Below are 20199 nucleotides of genomic sequence, written 5' to 3'. Positions count from 1 at the left end.
TTAATCAATACCAGGACTCCCCTGGCCGGATTAGCCCCACTCTTCTGGTGGGATTCGTTATCGAGTTCGTTAATGTGGTTGCCTAGGAATATTTCAAGGGCCATCAAAAACTATTTTTTCTCGATATGATCGTTTTTTTCTGATCCTGAATCGTTTTTCTCTGACTCTGGCCGGTAATCACCCTCAATAATATTTCCTTGAGTAAAATTACCATTCGCATCACGTTGGCTCCATTGAGCACGCATATTCATACGATTTTTAAGGAAATCTAACGACACTCTAGCAGCAACTGCCTGACGAAACGGCGTAATCAATAGCAATGCACCAAGCGCATCCGTTACAAAGCCTGGAATTAAAAGACAAACACCAGCAAACGCCAACATAATACCTTCGGCCATTTCTGAGGCAGGTAACTCACCACGACGCATCTTCTCTTGAGCCTTCATGGACGTTGCGAAGCCTTGGCGACGGATCAATGTCACACCGATGATGGCGGTTAGAAACACCAAGGCAATCGTTGTAAAACTACCGATTTGAGATCCAACCTGGATCAAAACGCTTAGTTCAACAATAGGAACTAGAATAAACAGCAATAATGCAAAACGCATGTTAACCTTCTTTTCTCTGTTTGTATGATGACTATCTAGGGGTGTTTTTTGGCGAATCAAGAGACCGAAGCATTTAAAGTTCAAGTTCTATTTATTCTTGCACACTTACCCAGCGGAGATGTCATTTCATACGGTGAATTGGCAAAGCAAGCAGGCAATACGCGATACGCGCGCCTTGTAGCTCGAATTTTAAAACACCTCCCTGGCGACACTACCATTCCTTGGCATAGAGTTATTAACAGCAAACAACGCATAAGCTTCAATGAAGGCTCTGATGCATATTTACGTCAAAAGTCTCGTCTTGAAGTTGAAGGCTGGGAGATCTCTGGACAGCGACTCATACAAAAAGAGGCACATTAAGCGCCTCTTTTCTCATTTCGAAACTGTCAAGCTAGTCTCGGAAGTTGTTAAACTGAACTGGCAACTCCAAATCCGCGCCACGCAGTAACTGCATCACTTGCTGCAATTCATCGCGTTTCTTACCCGTTACACGCAATTGCTCGCCTTGAATTTGTGCCTGCACTTTAATTTTGCTGTCTTTGATAATCTTAACGATTTTCTTCGCTTCCGCTTGATCAACACCTTCTTTAAGCTTGATCTCTTGTGTAGCGCGTAAGTTACCTTCAACGATAGGGCCACGTTCTAAGGTTTTTAGATCGATACCACGATTAACCAACTTTTGGCTTAAAATATCCATCATTTGGTTTAACTGCATTTCAGCCTTTGCCTCAAGCACAACAGCTTGCTTATCTTTGATCGTGAAACTTGCATCAACACCCTTAAAGTCGTAGCGTGTTATTACTTCACGATTAGATTGGTCTACGGCATTCGTTACTTCATGCCAATTTAATTCAGAAACAATGTCAAAAGATGGCATAATGGCCTCCTCCATTCGATATTTACTCTTTGGGGCGGCATAATAGCAGGCTTACTATTAAAAAACTTCTAGTACGAGGCTTAAATGACAAAAGATGCGTGGTTAGTTGTCGGTAATGGAGCGATCGGCTTACTTTGGGCGAGCAAGTTACGCCAACATGGAGAACAGGTAACTGTGTTGTGCCGCAGCGACATCCCTAATAGCCCGCTTAACGTCGAGGACATAGATGAACAAGGCAATACTCGCAACACACAAAGCGATATCGAATTTGTCAGCCTTGATCAACTAGAAGGAAAATACACCAAGACTTTGCTTTGCACTAAAGCCTTTGATCTGGTGGCTGCCTACCTTGATGTGCGCAAGCACACAAAAAAACGTGGTTTAATTGCAACGCTTTGCAATGGCTTGGGCGCACAACAGGATTTGATCCCTCATCTTAAGAAGCAACAAAACTTATGGGCAGGTATCACGAGTGAAGGCGCTCTAAAACTCGACAGCAATCGAGTTAAAAAAACAGGCGATGGGGACAGCTTTTTCGGTCTATTAAAAGAACAAGACGACAATATGTTCGGTACAGACTTTCCTTTTCCAGACGTGCAAAGCCGAAACATCGAACGCCGATTGATTGAAAAGCTCGCCGTAAATGCAGTCATTAACCCACTCACTGCTATTTTCTCCATCAGAAACGGAGAAGTACTGGAAGCCCCTATTCGACCCATTTTTGATGCTGCTGTGGATGAGCTAGCAAACGCCATGCACTGTGAAGAGTTTCGTTTCAAGCCGCTGGTTGAAGACATTACTGCTGAACATCTACATAGACGTATCGCAAATGTCGCTCGACTCACATCGATGAATTGCTCCTCAATGTATGAAGACATTCGCAATATTCGCCAAACTGAGAATGAATACATTTCTGGTTTTTTCCATCGTGAGACACCAAGAAGCGCCACTCCGATTCAAGATGCTTTTTACGCTGCTTTAAACGATACCGCTCATTTAGAAGACCACAAAAAAAAGCTCCTAAGTCAATTTTAGGAGCTTTAAATCAAAACTGATTAACGCCGTCTAACTTATTTTTTCAACGTAATTTTATCTTTACCAAGGTTGATCTTCTGCTCTTTGTATAAAGCACCCAGTGCTTTTTTGAAGGTCGCCTTACTTACTTTAAACTCTTTGAAAATCGCATCAGGCGCACTTTTGTCAGTCAAATGCATTTCACCTTCATTTTGCTCTAAGTGCTCGATAATCTGGTCTAAGATGGTAACAACCTTCTTGTAGCCCGTTTGCTGCAAACTTAGATCAATCTTACCATCTTCACGCACGCGTTTAATGTAAGCTTTCATGTGGTCGCCTTTATATACACGACCAACAAGATCTTGAAAGAATAAAACCCCCCAGTAGCGGCTATCCACAATACATTTATAGCCAATATCCGTGCGATCACCCACGATAATATCTACTTGTTCACCAGTACGGTATTCTGGCTCTTGACGATTCAGTAGAGGGTCGACTTTTGTTGTGGCAACGATGCGATTCGTAATTTGGTCCAAGTACACAAACAGTAAATGAACCTGCCCTTCTTCAACTCGGGTTTTCTGCTGACTAAATGGTACTAAAAGATCTTTCGCCAACCCCCAATCAAAGAAAGCCCCCACTTGGTTAACCGCTAAAGCACGCAATGCTGCGAACTCACCGACTTGAACCTTAGGGATTAACGTTGTAGCAATCAGCTCATCCTCAGAATCCAAGTAAATAAAAACATCCACCTCCTCTCCAATACGAAGACCATTAGGTACATAACGTTTTGGCAACAAGATTTCACCTAACTGCTCAGCATCGAGATAGACACCGAAATCTTTCTCTTTAACTACGCGCAAGCGATTCATGCGTCCGATATTGGTTGGCATATTGACTCCAAGGGGTTGAGTAAGGTCGCGCACTATACACGCGCGCTGGTAAAATTTAAATGTCTCTTATGACTGAACCATGCAATGCTGCATTAGCTTCGCCAGTGCTTCACGCCCAGTCTCTTCCATCAGCTTAATATTTCGCTCAGGAATCTCGGCCGTATCACCATAAAACTCGATGGCTTTTTCCAAACTGGCTTCTCTTAGTATATGTAACATCGGATACGGTGAACGATTGGTGTAGTTTGATACATCATCGTCTTCTGCCCCTGCGAAACAATACTTAGGGTGAAAGGTAGCCAATTGATAAACACCTTCACACTCTTGCTCAAACATTAATTGCTCAGAATCATCAACAAAGTCTAAGTAACTCAAGAAATCCGTAAACAGCGATGGAAAGATCATCAATGTTGTTTCTGCTTCAGGATGCTGATCCAGCCAGTCAATTTCGGCCATTAACTCTGCCAAAGCAACATTAGGCTGGCGCGAGCGAATCACAACATATCGCACTGTGCCGCGATCAACCTCACGTTTAGCGAATGGACAAACATTCATACCGACAATGAACGAGCGCACCCAACTTTGAGTTTGCTCAATAACTAATTCTTCGCTTAAGTGCATGGATACAAGCCTCTATAATTTCCGCTATTTTATTTCATTCCCTAAAATCGGTCTAATGACTATCACTATTTAGTGAAATTAAATGAAAGAAACCAACGGATTGAAACAGACAATGGTACAATCACGGCACAATTTACGTTTCATTTGAGAGCATACATGTCCTTTTCAGAATTAGATCTGGATTTTACCATCACGCAAGCCATTGAAGACATGGGGCTGAGTGAGCCAACACCGATACAAGAACACGCCATCCCATTGGCTATGGACGCACAGGATATCCTTGCTTGCGCCGAGACTGGTACAGGTAAAACCATCGCATTCGCTGCACCCGTCGTACAACACATCTTAGATCGTGGCGAAGAGTCAAGCCTTGCACCTAAAGCACTGGTGCTTGCGCCAAGTCGTGAATTAGCGCGACAAATTTTCCAAGTATTTGAGCAATTACTTGTTCATACACGCATCAAACTGCAGTTAATCGTTGGCGGTACGCCTTACGGCATGCAACAGCAGCTACTCAGTGAACCTTGCGACATTCTTGTTGCAACACCAGGCCGTTTGGTTGAGCTTGACGAAAAAGGCTGGATGGATTTTAGCGATACATCAATGCTGGTCATTGATGAAGCGGACCGCATGCTAGACATGGGCTTCATTGATACCGTTCGCCACCTTTCAAAGCAACTGCCCGAGCATCAGACGCTCATGTTCTCTGCCACCATTGACGGTGAGAAAATGGGGCGTTTTGCTAAGTCTTTGTTACGTGAAGAGTCCGAGACAATTCAACTGACTGATTCACCACGTAATGTACCTAGCCAAATCAAACAAGTGGCTTTTCGTGTAGACGATGACGCCCACAAAGAAGCCATGTTGAAGCATCTTGTAAGCCAAGAGCGCGTCCAACAAGCGGTTATTTTTGTATCCAACCGTGACCATGTTGACGTTTGGGTACAACGCATCCGTAAGTGGGGCTTCCGCTGTGATGGCCTACACGGCGAAATGAAGCAAAGCGATCGCAATGACCACTTGAAGCAAATGAAAAAGGGTCGCCTGCAAGTTTTGGTCGCAACCGATGTTGCCGCACGAGGCATTGATCTTCCTGAAATCAATACAGTCATTAACGTACGCTTACCACGTCGAGCGGATTCCTATGTCCATCGTGCTGGCCGCGCGTCACGCGAAGGTAACCCAGGCGAGTGCTATTCATTAGTAGACATTCACGATTTACCGATGATGGAAAAAATCCAGCGTTACATGCAAGCGCCAATTTCTTTCAGCAAGATTGCCGGTATGGAGCCAAAAACCAAAATCCGGTCGCCAAGTTTAACCAAAGGTAAAAAGAAACCGAGCCCTAAAAAAGCACCCGTTTCAAAAAAGGTTAAGAAAAAGAAATAACGTTTTGACCGACTAATAAGCATTAAAAAAGGGAGCCGAGACTCCCTTTTTTAATGCTTAAACCAACCCACTAATTCAATCGAATTTCAATGTATGATGCTTACGACGCGCTTTTGCTTCTAAGTAATTACGGTTGTGCTGATTGACATGTACGGCCGTCGGCACTAACTCCGTCACATTGATTTCATTGTGCGTCAGCTGCTCAGCTTTATCAGGATTATTAGTAAGCAGACGCACTTTTTCCACGCCTAATGCTTGTAGCATACGCGCTGCAATAGAAAAATCCCGTCCGTCATCCGGTAAATGCAACATTTCATTGGCTTCATAAGTATCGTAACCCTGATCTTGTAGCGCATAAGCTTCTAGCTTTGCATACAGACCAATGCCACGTCCTTCTTGACGCAAATACAGAATATAGCCACCTTCGACATTAATGCGATCAATCGCCTCATCCAATTGCTCACCACAGTCACAACGCCCAGAACCGAATACATCACCGGTCAAACATTCTGAGTGGAGGCGCACAAGTGGTATGTCATTTTTCTCTGTCGTTGTGCCTGCAAATGAAATAGCAATGTGCTCTTTACCGCTTTCATCGCCATTAAAAGAAATGAATTCGGCCATGACGTCGCCAGCTCGCACCGGAATCACTACTCGACGTTTAACCGTTAATTGATTCATTGATACTGCTCTCTTACAAAAATTATGCTCTATATGCGAGCATTATAAAGTGTTTTCAATCCCCTGAGTAAGGAAAACTAAATTAAGTGTCCTAATGGTAAAGAGGTATTCTCTTTTACGCTGCGCAACAGGAAGCTTGATTGCACACCGCTCACTCCAGGAATGCGAGTTAACTGCCCTAATAGAAAATCGTGGTAATCCTCCATATCCTCGACCACAACTTCAAGTAAATAATCACAATTTTGGCCAGTTACTAAGTTGCAAGTGCGTACTTCTGGGAAAGAATTAACCTGCTCTTCGAAAACACTGAAGCGATCAGGGGTATGCCGATCCATACTAATCTGAATGTAAGCCGTTAACTTTAGGCCCAGTTCGGAACGTTTTAACAAAGTAACCTTTCGATCTATTATGCCGCTCTCTTCCAGAGCCTTCACTCGACGTAGACAAGGCGAAGGCGAAAGTCCCACTCGATCGGCAAGATCTTGGTTAGTTAAGCTAGAATCTTGCTGCAACTCTTGCAAAATGCGCACATCAATTTTATCTAAATTCAATTTCATAAGCAGCCCCAACCTAAAAAACAACAATTTGAGCAATTTTATTCCAAAAACCCCTTTAATTAATAGTTAAAACGCAATCATTTTCCGATAGAATTTGGTTACACTGTTTGTGTCGAAAGATGCTAACCGCATCTCAATCTACATAGGCTACCCGCCTACTCATTTTATGGAAGGAAAAGAATATGAGTTCTTTTAATCACACTAAATATCGTCCGTTTACACCGGTTGCCTTAGAAAATCGTACTTGGCCAGACCAAGAAATCACCACTGCGCCACTTTGGGCAAGTGTAGACCTGCGTGACGGCAACCAAGCATTGGTTGAGCCGATGACAGTGGAACAAAAGAAAGAATTCTTCAAACTTCTTGTCGATGTAGGCTTTAAAGAAATCGAAGTGGGCTTCCCTGCGGCGTCACAATTAGACTTTGACTTTGTTCGCTGGTTGGTTGAAGAAGATCAAGTGCCTGATGATGTTTACATTCAAGTCTTGACTCAAGCACGCCCTGAGTTGATCGAGCGCACCTACGAATCTTTGAAAGGTGCCAAAAAAGCCGTCGTTCACGTATACAACTCAACATCTACCACTCAGCGTGAACAAGTATTCCGCCTAGACAAAGAAGGCATTAAGCAAATCGCCGTCAAAGGCGCCCAATGTGTTAAAGACCATGCGGAAAAAAACCCAGGTACAGAATGGGTCTTCCAATACTCACCAGAAAGCTTCACCGGCACTGAAACAGACTACGCAGTGGAAGTCTGTGATGCCGTTATTGATGTATGGCAACCGACGCCTGAGCGTAAGTGCATTATTAACTTACCTGCTACTGTTGAAGTGACGACGCCAAACCGCTTTGCAGACCAAATCGAATATTTCTGCCGTAATGTTAAAAACCGCGAAAGCATTATTGTTAGCTTGCACACACACAACGACCGTGGTTGTGGCGTTGCTGCAGCAGAGCTTGGCTTAATGGCCGGTGCTGATCGTATCGAGGGCACCTTGTTAGGCAATGGCGAACGTACCGGAAACATGGACGTTGTAACCATTGCAATGAACATGTATAGCCAAGGCGTTGACCCTAAGTTGTCATTAGGTGACATGGACCGTATTGTCAGTGTAGTTCAGTCATGCACACAGCTTCCTGTTCATCCACGCCACCCTTACGCTGGCGAATTAGTGTTCACAGCCTTCTCAGGTTCTCACCAAGATGCCATTAAAAAGTGCTTGGCCAATCAAACTGACGACAAAGCTTGGGATGTTGCTTACTTGCCAATCGACCCTATGGACGTTGGTCGCAGCTATCAAGAAGTTATCCGCGTAAACAGCCAATCAGGTAAAGGCGGCGTTGCATTTGCTCTAGAACAAGAATACGGCTTAGCATTACCTCGTTGGTTGCAAGTTGAGCTTAGCCCTATTGTTCAACGCTTCTCTGAAGAAGACGGTGGTGTTGTAAAATCTGCTGACATGAAGCGCCTATTTGAAGAAAGCTTCATGACGGCTAACTCGCCTTATGCTTTAGGAAACTACGAGCTAAGCAAAAAGGATCACGACTCCGTGACCGCTGAACTAACCCACAAAGATGGCTCTATCAGCATTGAGGGTGAAGGAAATGGCGCGTTGTCTGCTTTCACAACAGCGCTAAGCAATCACTTTGGCATTCGTGTAGACATCGTACAGTATCAAGAGCACGCACTAACAAATGGCAGTGACTCTCAAGCGATTGCTTACATTCAAGCCAATATTGATGGCGACCGCTTCAATGGCGTTGCAATCGATAACGACATCGTTTCTGCTTCCATTCAAGCCGTGCTAGCAACCGTAAACCAAAAAGTTGCCAGCACCAACGAGCAAGCAAACGTGGCATAATCCCCGCCACGTGAGTTTGAAGCTGGGGGTAGCGACACAATCACTCTCCCAGAAATAAGAAAGCCGAGCATTATCCAGCTCGGCTTTTTTCTAGAAAGTTTTTCTACTCACGAGCCTGCGTGATTTAAAACAACTCGGTCTCTACCCTGATGCTTGGCTTGATATAATGCGAGGTCAGCACATTTAATTAACTCAAGCTGAGTCTCTTCGTTATGATAAGCACTCACACCCACACTTACAGTAAGATTGATCAACTGCGACTCATATGAATATTTATCCGCTGATAACAACATACGATAACGCTCACATGCGGTGACCGCCTCTTGCGCAGTTGTGTAAGGAAGGAACAAACCAAATTCCTCTCCTCCGATGCGGCCAAACACATCGCCCGCACGTTTAAACCGATTAAAACGCTTGGCTATTTCTTTTAAAACGACATCCCCACCTTCATGACCATAGGTATCATTAATCTGCTTAAAATGATCTATATCGAAGACAGCAACGCTTAAGCTTTGACCATAACGAAGAGATTTAGCCATCTCATCTGATAAATTTTTTTCAAACGCTCGTCTATTAGGCAGACCCGTAAGGTAGTCCGTTGTTGATAAAGCCTCTAAGCTTGTATTCGCTAAGACAAGACGTTTACGCATATCAGCTAAGCGCACCATTGCTAAAAGCTTCGCCGCTAATACTTTATGCTGAATCGGCTTGGTCAGATAGTCGTCCGCACCAGCCTCAATACAACGAAAAACATCTTCGTCTGAGTCAGATCCACTCAAGATAATAATAGGCACCCAATTCGCATCGTAGTTGCCCTGAAGGCCCCGAATTTCAACGACCGCCTCAACACCTGTTTTATAAGGCATATTTAAATCAACGACCAACAGGTCTAAGTCATCACCATGACTCTTAAAATAATCAACTAACTCCTCACCATTGCTCGTCTCCACCACATCGTGGCAAAGCTTTTCTAAGTGAAGCTTCAACAACAAACGATCTGATGGCGCATCTTCTGCGATCAGTATCTTCAAGAAAGCCTCCCTATCCTTTTTAGATGGGATTTGACGTTGGAAAGTTCCTGTTTGATTTGATCGACAAACAGAGCTGGCTGAGTTACTGCACCCGCTTTCGCTTGATGCTCAAGCTCCGTGGCTAAACGGCTCAACTCCATCGCTCCAACGTTGGCACTTACAGATTTAAGACTGTGCGCTGGTCGAAACATGTCTTCGACATTGTCATTTGCTAACGCACTTTCTAGTCCTAAAACGACTTCGTCTGCATCTTGCAAAAAAGCCATGACAATATCTTGAACTTGTTCCCCTAAGATTTCTTCAAGAGCGGACAACACACTTTCGTCCAAGGAAACATTATTATTAGGTGTTGCTAAGTCCATTTTTTTACTTCCGAATTCAGCTGACGTTTCATTTTTAACTAACCATGAAGAGATGCTACTGATTAATTCTTGAGCACGAAAAGGCTTAGAAATAAAGCCATCCCCACCAATCTCTTTAACTTCGGCGACTCTCTCCGGTTGGATGTCCGCCGTCAACACTAAAATAGGCACACGCTGACCTGTATCCACCTCTTTTTTTCGTATCTCTTTAATAGCGGTTATTCCGTCCATAACTGGCATGTGAAGATCCATTAAGATTAGATCAGGTTTCTTGTGTTGCCAACATTCAATGGCCTCAACACCATTCTCAGCAATCAAAACGTCTGCATTTATTTGTGAAAGCATACCCTTTACAACGGCTTGGTTAGCTTTCATATCTTCCACAACCAGAATAGAAGCTGACACTTGAACACTAGATTCTAGATTTGTACAAACACCACTGTGATATGAAGATTGCTTAATAAAGGATGAATTAACGCTAGGACTGCTCAAACCATTGAGCCCTCTTTTTAAGTCTTGGATACTTGCCGGCTTATTCAAACAAACGTTAATCCCCGTGCCATCTAAATCCTGATTTTCCAAGTTTCCAGCAGAGGATATCATTAGCACTTTAGGATAATGTTCTTCATCCAGCAGCTCTCGAACACAATGACAAAGTGCCAGACCATCCATATCAGGCATCAAGTAATCCAAAATAAGCACATCGTAAGGCGTATTTTGCTTTGCGGCATCGACAATGCGAGTTAAAGCTTTGCTTGAATTTTGTTCGTAGGATGCATATAAATCGAACTGCTCCAACTGATTTCTTAAAATAGAAAGATTCGTTGCATTATCATCAACGACCAAGATTTTGGCAAACTCTTGAGTGGCCTGGGACTCGCCCGATACGAGTTGATCTGAGACCTCAAGTGGTAAAGTAACGGTAAACGTTGACCCTTTACCTAATTGACTCTCTAAACGGATCTCACCTCCCATCAGTTCTGTTAATTGCTTAGTAATCGCCAGCCCTAGTCCTGTACCGCCGAATTTACGGGTTGTAGAATTATCCGCTTGAGTAAAAGGTTGAAAAAGCTGCTCTTGTGCCTTCTCTGAGATACCAATACCGGTATCTTCAACCTCAAGAACCACCTGAATACCAGATGGCTCTCGTCGTTCTGACCGCACTGAGATCATCACCTGACCAGATTCCGTAAATTTGATCGCATTACCAACAAGGTTCATGAGTATCTGACGTATACGATAAGCATCACCCCGAACCGAGTACATTTCAGAAACATCAAAGTTCACAAGAAAATCAATGTTTTTCGCTTCCGCCTTAATCACTAACAGTTTTGATAAATCATAAACTAGTTGCTCTAAATCAAAATCAATGGACTCAATGGTTAAGTGACCAGCCTCAATTTTTGAGAAGTCTAATATCTCATTAATCAGCTCTAGTAAGCTTTCACCAGAATTACGAATAATATCCAGTTGGTTATGCTGTTGCTTAGTCAGTGCCGTCCCTGACAAGATTTCAGCCATACCAAGTACGCCATTTAAAGGGGTTCGTATTTCGTGGGACATGGTGGCTAAGAAATTACTTTTTGCCTGGCTCGCTCGAATCGCTTCTTCCCGAGCATTTCTTAAAACAGTTTCAGTTTCATACTGTTTTGTAACATCTAAATTTGTGCCAAACAGATGCGACGGCCGACCTTCACTATCAAACGCGGCACGACCATTGGCTTTGATGTATCGAATGGATCCATCTGTCCTAATAATCCTAAATTTGACACTTAAGATTTGGTGAGCCTCAAGTGCTTTACTAGATGCTTGCTGTACATGCAGCAGATCTTCAGGGTGAATCAGTGACACCCAATCATCGTATATTTTTGGTTCATCGGTGTACTCCAATCCATACAACTCGCACATACGTTTATCCAGCCATATGGTCTGGCTATTTACATCACGCTCCCAAACACCAATACCGGCGGCCTCTGTTGCTACGCTTAACCGCTCTTTCGCTCTGACGATGTCTTCTTCAATGGCAAGACGTGCAGTAATATCGCGAGCATGAATAATAAAGCCTTTTAAACGCCCTTCAGAATCAGTAATTTTACTGCGTACATTATCTGCGACAAACTCTGAACCATCTGCACGCTTGTATACCATCCTGTACTCTTCACGATCTGGCGTATTCGGCGAGTCATAAGCCAAACCTATGCGTTCGAACCCACCCTTATCAGCGTACAAAAATTCAGGTGTACGCCCAACCAATTCATCTTCTTGATAATTAAATAACTCTAATGTGTGTGGATTTGCCATGACGATGCGACGATTGGTGTCTGATACCACAATCGCTTCCGGCGCATTCATAAAGAGAGATTTAAAAAGCTCCATCTGAGTACGCAATGCATCCTGTGCGCATTTCTGCTGAGTAATATCTTGAAATGTTAGAACACAACTGATGTCATCACCGAACTCTTGTTCGACAGGCGTACACGAAAACTTAACGGAAAACGCGGTGCCATCTCCGCGGTAAAAGTCGGCATTAATATTCAATAATCTTTCATCATTTTCTGCTGCACGGATAATACTGTTTTCAACCTGTGACGATACAGCAAGTGGCTCTTTGGAGGTACGAAGTAACCGAAGCACAGACTCGCCAATCATGCTACGCGCATCAACACCGATTAAGGTTGAAGTCGCAGCGTTCACAAAAGTAATACAGCCAGTCCGGTCAATTCCTACTATGCCATCGCTGACAGCCCCTAAAATCAACCTTTGTTTTTGCTCTGCCGCGATAATAGATTGCTTAGTCTCTTCTCGCGTCAACTCATTGGCGACCCATTGCCCAAACAACTTAACCAATTCATATTCGTCCTCACTAAAGTCTTCATCTCTTGGCTCTAGTCCAGAGAAATTAAGCGTCCCCCACACCAGATCATTTACTTTTAATGAGACACCTAAATACGCTTCTAATTGAAAGTTTTGATAACAAGGATGAGTTGCTATATCACTTTTACCTGCGTGGTAAAAACCGGTTACTTGATCTCTATTTAAGGTATGCACGCAATAACAGTTGCCTAAATCAAACAGAGTACCGGGTAAAGGCTCACCATTTGGCGACTGACTGTAAGCCACTCTATAGCGTTCACCCTCGACATCGCTCACAATGCCAACCGGTAAATTCAAGATCTCACAACCTAGAGACAATACTTCATTGATTTTTTCGGTAAGCGACAACTCAGTCTTTGAAGTCAGATCATGAAAACGTTTTAATGCTTGTGTAATACGTTTTAAGGGTGTTTGATCTAAGATACTCGCATAAATGCCTACAACTTCGTCATTTTCAAAGCGCGGCTCATAGTGACACACAATGTATCTATGAGCCTTAATACCAAAGCTGGATTCATGCAAAACCGATGTTTGCATCTCGATCGACTCGCCAGATAGAGCCTTACGAAGATAGGGTTCGATGTTACAAAACTGCTCTTCTCCAATAACTGAGCTGACCAGCTTACCAACAATGTTGGATTTTGAGATTTTAAAAGTTTCTTGGTAGCGGTTATTGACATATTGATAACGTAAATCACGATCAATGTAGGACACTAATAAGGGTAAGCTGTCAGCAATATTGACTACTTCCTCGAATAAAGCATCCTGTTTTATCTCATCAGCCGTAGGAATAAGCGCTGTGATAACAGGTAAAGCATCCTGAACAAACTGTGATTCAACGTATAAAGGAACGCCTAAATAGGCAACTTCATTTAACTCATACCATTCAAGAGACATTAAAGATGGTGTTGAAAACGATTGAACGATACCTTCTTCAACGTACAAGCCTTCACCACTATTAAGCACCACAGACCAATGTGAGATAGCGCCGGTTCGTTCAAATAAACTGGCTAGCGAGTGAAGTTTTGAAAAGACACCTGAAAAAGAGTCTGTCCAAGCAATTTGTGCCGAACAAAGAGGTACGTTTTTTAAAGTCATATTTTTACTATGGCCCGATCGTTTAATTCAATACTTCTGTATTAACTTTTTACCGACATAGTACGACAACATCAAGGTTTTACGGCGTTCAAAAAACAAAAGGCACACAAATATGCATGCCTTTTATTTGCCTAACTGATGCTTTATCAGATCTAAAACGACTTCGTATGAGCCAATTTTAGAGAGGACTAAACAACGATAGGCAAGATGTCCTTACAAATAGCCTCGACAACAGATGAACTTCGTCCCGCGACAATGACACCCTCACGAATAGCTGGCTTATAGGTTCGACCATCTAACATGCGCACAATTCCGCCAGCCTCTTGATAAGCCAAAATACCGGCCGCATGATCCCATGCATTGGTTTTTGGACTCACTGAAAAGTCTACATTTCCTTTCAGGAGAGTACGGTATTCATGACAACAGCAACGCAGTGCAATAGTTCGCGCATACTTAGGTTGCAAATCTGCCGCCTGTAAACGCTGCTCGGCGTTTTTAAACAAGAAAGGGGAAAAAAATCCGACTAATTTATTGTCCGTGGGCTGCTCTTCAATGCGGTATGGGCGAGGTGCCTCGCCTGGTCGAACAAACCAAGCGCCTTCTCCTTTCGAGGCTTCGACCCAATCATCGTTTACCACATCGTATAGCACCCCGAAAATCGTCTCGCCTTGATAAACAACCGCGATCAATACACCAAATATTGACAATCCATTAGCAAAGTTCCACGTACCGTCAATTGGGTCAATGATAAACACCAACTCTTGCGAATCAAGAATGTCTAATACACTCTCATCTTCAGCAACTGACTCTTCGCCTACAATCTGAGCATTTGGCAATAAATTTTGGAAACGTTGTGTCATCGCTTTTTCAGCCGCCAAATCGGCGACGGTAACCAAATCATCAAAGCCAGACTTTGTAGAGATGGCATCGTCAGACAATTCACGGAACCGAGGCAGTATTTCTGCTTGTGCCACGTCACGAATAATCTCAATGACAGCATCTTTAGTTTCTCTGGATAACACAACAATCTCCTTATCAGGCTTAAATTAAAATGCGGGTATAAACAATACAGCTCTTTAGTAAAAACTATATTACAGTCAGCGACCCGCGACCAAATAAACCACCATGACTATCATTAGTGCGCTAATTTAAGAACGACAACACCGCTGATAATCAATAAAATACCTAAGTATCGAATAAGCGACGCAGGATCATTAAAAAACATCACACCAATCATAAACGTACCCGCTGCACCAATCCCTGTCCACACAGCGTAAGCCGTCCCCATTGGAATGTCTCTTTGCGCTAGCCATAGCAATACGCCACTGGTGATTAAAAAGAATACAGCCATCAATAGACCCGGCCATTTAGTAGACGATTCTTGCGCGATCTTCATGCCTAATGGCCAACCAATCTCAGTCAATCCAGCCAACAATAAATATATCCATCCCATTATTCACCTCCACTTATAGAGTTGTAGCCAGCAAACATGCCGTATTGCCCTTTATAATATCTGGATATATGATGGTTTAAAGTTAGTTACTATCGATTAAATAGATATGCAAAATTTAGAACACATCCGTATGTTAGTGCTATCCGCCGACTTAGGGTCCTTTTCCGCCTGCGCTAGACGCTTAGGAAAAGCTCAATCAGCAGTCAGTCACGCCATTAGCTCTCTTGAGATCGACCTGGATGTCGAGCTGTTTGATCGTAGCACACGAAAACCCATGCTAACCCCTGCTGGCGAACGCCTTTACCGCAGCGCAAAAGCCTTACTAGCGCAATCGGAAGAGTTTGTACAAATGGCTAAGGCAATCAACCAACAAGAAGAAAGTAATTTACGGATTGTATTAGACGATGCTTTGATGACACCTGCCGTTGCCTCTGTCTTAGCCACTTTTTGTCATAAGTTCCCATATACGCAACTAGACATTCAAACTCACCCCTCACCCGACATCATTCCACTGCTACTTAATAATCAGGCTTCTTTTGGCATTATGGTGTCTGAAATCAGTGCCATCAAAGAAGTGGATTTCTGTTACATTGGCCAGATACCAATGGTTCCCATCTGTCACCCTGATCATGAACTGGCGCGACGAGAAGGTATTAACGAACCCGATTTATACCCCTACCGGCAAATTGCCATACGTGGCAGCCAACAATTGGAATCCCCCATGTTGATGAGTGTGACACCTAACGTATGGTGGTGTTCAAGCACGCTTAACGCACTCACATTAGTCAAACAAGGCATTGGCTGGAGTTATCTTCCGCTTTACTTAGCCCAACCCTATATTGATAAAAAAGAACTAATTAAGCTTGATGTCAGCTTTGATCATCAAACTTGGCAAGCCCCTATTGATATTGTATGGCCCAGAGGTCTTACTAAAGGCCCTGCATTAACTTGGCTACAAAATGAACTAAAACGCGTTATGCCAAAAGACCAATGCTTAAGTTAACCGATCCGATTTCTCACCTTCTTCTATCGCCGTATTTTTCTAATTATCTAACTCGTTAATTTTTATAGATTTCTAGAACGCTCAGAGAAGCAGCGCCCACTCTGACTCATATTTTCTATAGATGCCTGTTGACGAGCAGCAAAAGTTACCGGTAACATTCACCAAAGTTACCGGTAACATACCCTCGTCACTTGTGACTTTATCTTCCTTCAAAACAATAAATAGCGGGAAAACATCATGAGCAAATTTGCTAAGACGTTACTTACTGCCACGATTGCAGGCGCACTTTCAACATCTGCACTGGCTGCTGATTTCACCTTTAAATTCCAATCATCAGACCCATCTGGCGACAAAAATTTCCAAGTTCAGAAAGAGTGGACTGAGCGCGTGGAAGAAATGTCAGGCGGTCGCATCAAAATCAACCTATTACCTGTCGGCAGTGTGTTCAAACACACAGAAACATTAGACGGTATTAAAATGGGCATTCTTGATGGCCAAGTAACGGCAACTGAGTTTTTCTCGGGTAAAGATGCAGCGTTCGGTTTAATTGGCAATACCGTTGGTGCTTGGTCTGATACAAGCCAATTATTGCAATACATTAATTATGGCGGCGGCTACGAACTAATGAACGAACTGTACGCACCCTATGGTGTAAAGTTCATTGGTGGCTCAACGACGGGCGTAGAGTCCTTCGTTTCGCGCGTACCTTTAGACGGTGTTGATGACCTAAAAGGCCTTAAACTTCGCGCTCCTGAAGGTTTGGTGCAAAAAGTATTCGCGGCAGCCGGTGCAACACCCGTTAACTTACCAGGTTCTGAAGTTTTCACAGGTCTTAGCAAAGGCGTTATTGATGCCGCAGATTACACTGTATTTTCGACAAACCAAAAAGCGGGCATGAATGATATTGCTCCCCATCCCGTTCAGCCAGGTTTCCATTCATTACCATTGATTGATATCTCAATGAGTTTGAAAAAATGGAACAAGCTGCCTGAAGATCTGCAAGCCATCATGACCGTTTCAGTACGTGACTTCGCCAACGATATTACAACACAGCTTCGTATTGCGGATCAGAAAGCCGTTAAAGCGGCTCAAGAAGACCCAAATATCACTATTCATGATTGGTCTGCAGAAGAACGTAAAAAATTCCGAGCGATCGCTCGTACGCAATGGGAAGAGTTTGCAAAAGAGTCTCCAAATGCACAAAAAGTGTATGACTCTGTGACAACTTACCTAGAAGAAAACGGCCTTCTTTAACACCTAAGAAGCCTTGATGCCAAACAAAACAGGCGCTGGACAACCGGTCATAAGCCGATTTCCTAGCGCCTGTTTTAAACTGGACCCTACCCCATGAAGAAAAATACTCCTATTCCGCAGACAGAAGATCCAACAGAACAGCCGCGAAACCTATTAGATAAAGCCATCGTACGCCTTGGTAACGCCTTGAGCTTGCTGTTTTTATTTACCGTCGGCATCTCTTTTTACGAAGTTGTCATGCGCTATGTGTTTAATGCCCCGACCATGTGGGTCCACGAATCGGCTTCATTTATCGGTGGCTGTTTATTCGTATTTGGTGGCATCTATGCTCTAGCCACCAACAAACACGTGCGCGTAGTCCTCATTTACGATGCTGTTTCAGACCGCACCCGTCAATATTTGAATGTTTTCCATCATATTATGGGGCTTATTTTTGCAGGGTTACTTGCGTATGCGGCGTATCAAATGACCGAAAGTGCTATTTTTTCCCCTTTTGGTGACATTCATTTTGAAACATCCGGTTCTGCTTGGAACCCGCCATTCCCTGCCTACGTGAAAATCACCATATTCATAACTGTATGTGTGATGTGGGTTCAGTTTGCTCTGCACCTAATCCAAGAAATACTGAACCTAAGGAAGTCATAGCATGTTTGATTTATCCGCTTTGGGCATAGGCTACGGCAGCCTACTAATGCTAGTTTCCATGATCCTTCTGTTGCTTACAGGTATGCAGTTGGCCATGGTAACAGGGCTGGTGGCACTCATTTTTGCCGTCGGCTGGTTTGGAATTGATGCTCTACCGTTGGTCACTAGTCGCTTATACAGCTTTGTTGGCAGCTATGTCTTTTTGGCCGTCCCCATGTTTGTGCTCATGGCCGCCTTACTCGACCGCTCTGGCATTGCCAGAGACTTATTCGATGCCATGAAAGTCGTCGGGCGCAAGGTGCGTGGCGGTGTCGCTGTCCAGACCTTAGTGGTCGCGATCATACTTGCCTCTATGTCAGGGGTAATCGGTGGTGAGACTGTCTTATTGGGCATTCTTGCACTGCCACAAATGCTACGCCTCGGTTACAACCGAAAATTGGCGATCGGTACGACCTGTGCTGGCGGTGCACTCGGCACCATGCTGCCACCCAGTATCGTGCTGATTATCTATGGCCTAACAGCAAGTGTGTCTATTGGCGATTTATTTAAGTCGGCTTTTTTACCCGCCTTGATCCTAGCCTTTTCCTATATGGCTTATGTACTCATCATCAGTCGTATGCACCCAGAATATGCACCTCTTCCGAGTGACGAAGAGCTGGCTCAAGACAAGAACACCAACTATTTCAAAGCGCTATTCTTTCCCATCCTTTCCGTAGCCGTTGTTTTAGGCAGTATCTATACCGGTATCGCATCGGTAACTGAAGCCTCAGCTCTGGGTGTCGTCGGAATTATTTTCAGCGCTTGGGTTCGTGGCGAATTAACATTCGACATGCTTAAGGAAAGTGCTAAAGCGACTATGAGTACCTGCGGCATGATCATCTGGATCGGCATCGGTGCAACAGCACTGGTCGGCGTATATAACCTTATGGGCGGTATTGATTTCGTTGAAGAGACGATTCTATCCCTATCTGGCGGCAGCGTTATGGGCACCGTGCTGATCATGATGGCGATCTTACTGGTACTAGGCATGTTCCTAGATTGGGTAGGCGTGGCACTGTTAACCATGCCAATCTTTGTGCCAATTATTACCAATCTTGGACTAGACCCCGTTTGGTTTGGTGTTGTGTTCTGTCTAAACATGCAGGTGTCTTTCCTATCACCACCGTTTGGTCCGGCAGCCTTCTATCTTAAATCGGTTGCGCCAAAAGACATTAGCTTAGGAGAAATTTTCAGCTCATTGCTGCCTTTCATCGCCCTTCAAGTAACGGTACTGGCCTTGGTAATTTTCTTCCCTCAGCTGGCAATCTGGTGGAAATAGAAACGCTTATATTTTGAACAGAACTACTTAATTGCAACATCTACAGATATCGCGAAGCACGACCAGGTGCTTCGCAGGAGAGGCACTAATATGATAAAGAAAATCATTGTGATGGGCGTTTCTGGGTGCGGTAAGTCCTCTATGGGACAAAAACTCGCGGACCATTACGGTTTTCCTTTTTTCGATGGCGATGATTATCATTGTGAGAACAATGTTAAAAAGATGCGTCAAAGTATTCCGCTCACAGACGAGGATCGTTACGGCTGGTTAAACACGCTTAACCACATTCTACGTGATAACGATTCAGCGGTGGTGGCGTGCTCAAGTTTAAAGCCATCTTATCGTGATATTTTGCGCAACAATATAGACGACCTTGCCATTGTCTATCTACAAGGAGATTTCGACACCATTTGGCAGCGCCACCAGAAACGTGATGGTCACTACTTTAACGGAAAAAGTATGCTGGAAAGTCAGTTTGAAACCTTAGTAGAACCAGAGAACGAACCGGATGTGATTGCAATCGACATTCGCCATTCGCTGGATGATGTTTTTTCTAAAAGCGTCTCAGAGCTGGCATTACGATAACTTGATAGCTGATACTGCGAAACGCAAGTGCCAGCTAACTTCTTATTATTGTTTGTGTTTTTGGTGTCTGGTCGATA

General features: G+C 43.8%; 19 protein-coding genes. 9 read left to right on the top strand and 10 right to left on the bottom strand.

From position 1 onward, the window contains the following. Positions 1–110: 110 nt before the first annotated feature. Positions 111–608: an FxsA family protein gene (locus tag ACPUEK_RS11590; RefSeq protein ID WP_425640850.1), complete on the bottom strand. Its 498-nt coding sequence runs from the start codon at positions 606–608 to the stop codon at positions 111–113. Between the two features lie 48 nt (positions 609–656). Between ACPUEK_RS11590 and ACPUEK_RS11585 the strand changes: the two genes are divergently transcribed. Further along, the gene (locus ACPUEK_RS11585) at positions 657–968 is read left to right on the top strand and encodes an MGMT family protein (RefSeq protein WP_425640849.1); all 312 of its coding nucleotides are present in this window, start codon (positions 657–659) and stop codon (positions 966–968) included. Between the two features lie 31 nt (positions 969–999). Here ACPUEK_RS11585 and ACPUEK_RS11580 read toward each other — a convergent pair whose 3' ends face one another. Then, a complete protein-coding gene (locus ACPUEK_RS11580; RefSeq protein ID WP_425640848.1) occupies positions 1000–1485 on the bottom strand; it encodes a YajQ family cyclic di-GMP-binding protein in 486 nt (161 codons plus the stop codon). An 84-nt stretch (positions 1486–1569) separates the two neighbouring features. On the opposite strand from ACPUEK_RS11580, the gene ACPUEK_RS11575 reads away from it, so the two are divergent. Next, entirely contained in the window at positions 1570–2520 is a 951-nt protein-coding gene (locus ACPUEK_RS11575) for a ketopantoate reductase family protein (protein WP_425640847.1), read from the top strand. 35 nt (positions 2521–2555) lie between these two features. On the opposite strand, the gene ACPUEK_RS11570 is transcribed toward ACPUEK_RS11575, so the two are convergent. Continuing rightward, complete coding sequence (locus ACPUEK_RS11570; protein WP_067218674.1) at positions 2556–3392, bottom strand: CvfB family protein; 837 nt, start codon at positions 3390–3392, stop codon at positions 2556–2558. A gap of 66 nt (positions 3393–3458) precedes the next feature. Further along, positions 3459–4013, bottom strand: coding sequence for a DUF1415 domain-containing protein (locus ACPUEK_RS11565; RefSeq protein WP_425640846.1), 555 nt, complete (start codon positions 4011–4013; stop codon positions 3459–3461). A 156-nt stretch (positions 4014–4169) separates the two neighbouring features. Here ACPUEK_RS11565 and ACPUEK_RS11560 point away from each other — a divergent pair, with 156 nt between their 5' ends. Continuing rightward, positions 4170–5402: a DEAD/DEAH box helicase gene (locus ACPUEK_RS11560; protein WP_425640845.1), complete on the top strand. Its 1233-nt coding sequence runs from the start codon at positions 4170–4172 to the stop codon at positions 5400–5402. 75 nt (positions 5403–5477) lie between these two features. On the opposite strand, the gene ribA is transcribed toward ACPUEK_RS11560, so the two are convergent. Beyond that, positions 5478–6083: a GTP cyclohydrolase II gene (gene ribA, locus ACPUEK_RS11555; protein WP_067038288.1), complete on the bottom strand. Its 606-nt coding sequence runs from the start codon at positions 6081–6083 to the stop codon at positions 5478–5480. A 77-nt stretch (positions 6084–6160) separates the two neighbouring features. Continuing rightward, complete coding sequence (locus ACPUEK_RS11550) at positions 6161–6634, bottom strand: Lrp/AsnC family transcriptional regulator (RefSeq protein ID WP_197467796.1); 474 nt, start codon at positions 6632–6634, stop codon at positions 6161–6163. A gap of 188 nt (positions 6635–6822) precedes the next feature. Between ACPUEK_RS11550 and leuA the strand changes: the two genes are divergently transcribed. After that, positions 6823–8499, top strand: coding sequence for a 2-isopropylmalate synthase (leuA, locus tag ACPUEK_RS11545; protein WP_425640844.1), 1677 nt, complete (start codon positions 6823–6825; stop codon positions 8497–8499). 107 nt (positions 8500–8606) lie between these two features. Here leuA and ACPUEK_RS11540 read toward each other — a convergent pair whose 3' ends face one another. The 4 genes from ACPUEK_RS11540 to ACPUEK_RS11525 all read right to left on the bottom strand — a co-directional run bounded on the left by ACPUEK_RS11540 (position 8607) and on the right by ACPUEK_RS11525 (position 15317). Next, positions 8607–9530 (bottom strand): GGDEF domain-containing response regulator, encoded by a 924-nt coding sequence (locus ACPUEK_RS11540; RefSeq protein ID WP_425640843.1) that lies wholly within the window; start codon positions 9528–9530, stop codon positions 8607–8609. Next, on the bottom strand, positions 9527–13864 hold the full coding sequence (locus ACPUEK_RS11535) for a PAS domain S-box protein (protein ID WP_425640842.1): 4338 nt from the start codon (positions 13862–13864) through the stop codon (positions 9527–9529). The genes ACPUEK_RS11540 and ACPUEK_RS11535 overlap by 4 nt, the downstream gene beginning before the upstream one ends. 188 nt (positions 13865–14052) lie before the next feature. Beyond that, a complete protein-coding gene (locus ACPUEK_RS11530; RefSeq protein WP_425640841.1) occupies positions 14053–14886 on the bottom strand; it encodes an inositol monophosphatase family protein in 834 nt (277 codons plus the stop codon). A gap of 113 nt (positions 14887–14999) precedes the next feature. Continuing rightward, positions 15000–15317, bottom strand: coding sequence for a DMT family transporter (locus ACPUEK_RS11525; RefSeq protein WP_067038294.1), 318 nt, complete (start codon positions 15315–15317; stop codon positions 15000–15002). Positions 15318–15423: 106 nt separating this feature from the next. On the opposite strand from ACPUEK_RS11525, the gene ACPUEK_RS11520 reads away from it, so the two are divergent. The 5 genes from ACPUEK_RS11520 to ACPUEK_RS11500 all read left to right on the top strand — a co-directional run bounded on the left by ACPUEK_RS11520 (position 15424) and on the right by ACPUEK_RS11500 (position 20122). Further along, on the top strand, positions 15424–16320 hold the full coding sequence (locus tag ACPUEK_RS11520; RefSeq protein WP_425640840.1) for a LysR family transcriptional regulator: 897 nt from the start codon (positions 15424–15426) through the stop codon (positions 16318–16320). A 237-nt stretch (positions 16321–16557) separates the two neighbouring features. Beyond that, a complete protein-coding gene (locus ACPUEK_RS11515; protein WP_067099254.1) occupies positions 16558–17574 on the top strand; it encodes a TRAP transporter substrate-binding protein in 1017 nt (338 codons plus the stop codon). Between the two features lie 93 nt (positions 17575–17667). Beyond that, on the top strand, positions 17668–18219 hold the full coding sequence (locus ACPUEK_RS11510; RefSeq protein WP_067033836.1) for a TRAP transporter small permease subunit: 552 nt from the start codon (positions 17668–17670) through the stop codon (positions 18217–18219). Between the two features lies 1 nt (position 18220). Further along, the gene (locus ACPUEK_RS11505) at positions 18221–19537 is read left to right on the top strand and encodes a TRAP transporter large permease (protein WP_067218642.1); all 1317 of its coding nucleotides are present in this window, start codon (positions 18221–18223) and stop codon (positions 19535–19537) included. Positions 19538–19627: 90 nt separating this feature from the next. After that, on the top strand, positions 19628–20122 hold the full coding sequence (locus tag ACPUEK_RS11500) for a gluconokinase (protein ID WP_067033831.1): 495 nt from the start codon (positions 19628–19630) through the stop codon (positions 20120–20122). The last annotated feature ends 77 nt before the right edge of the window (positions 20123–20199 follow it).

The sequence above is a fragment of the Marinomonas gallaica genome (genome assembly GCF_049821165.1).
Lineage (GTDB): Bacteria > Pseudomonadota > Gammaproteobacteria > Pseudomonadales > Marinomonadaceae > Marinomonas > Marinomonas gallaica.
The sequence above is the reverse complement of the archived record's forward strand: the minus strand, read 5'-3'. Positions and strand labels throughout refer to the sequence as shown.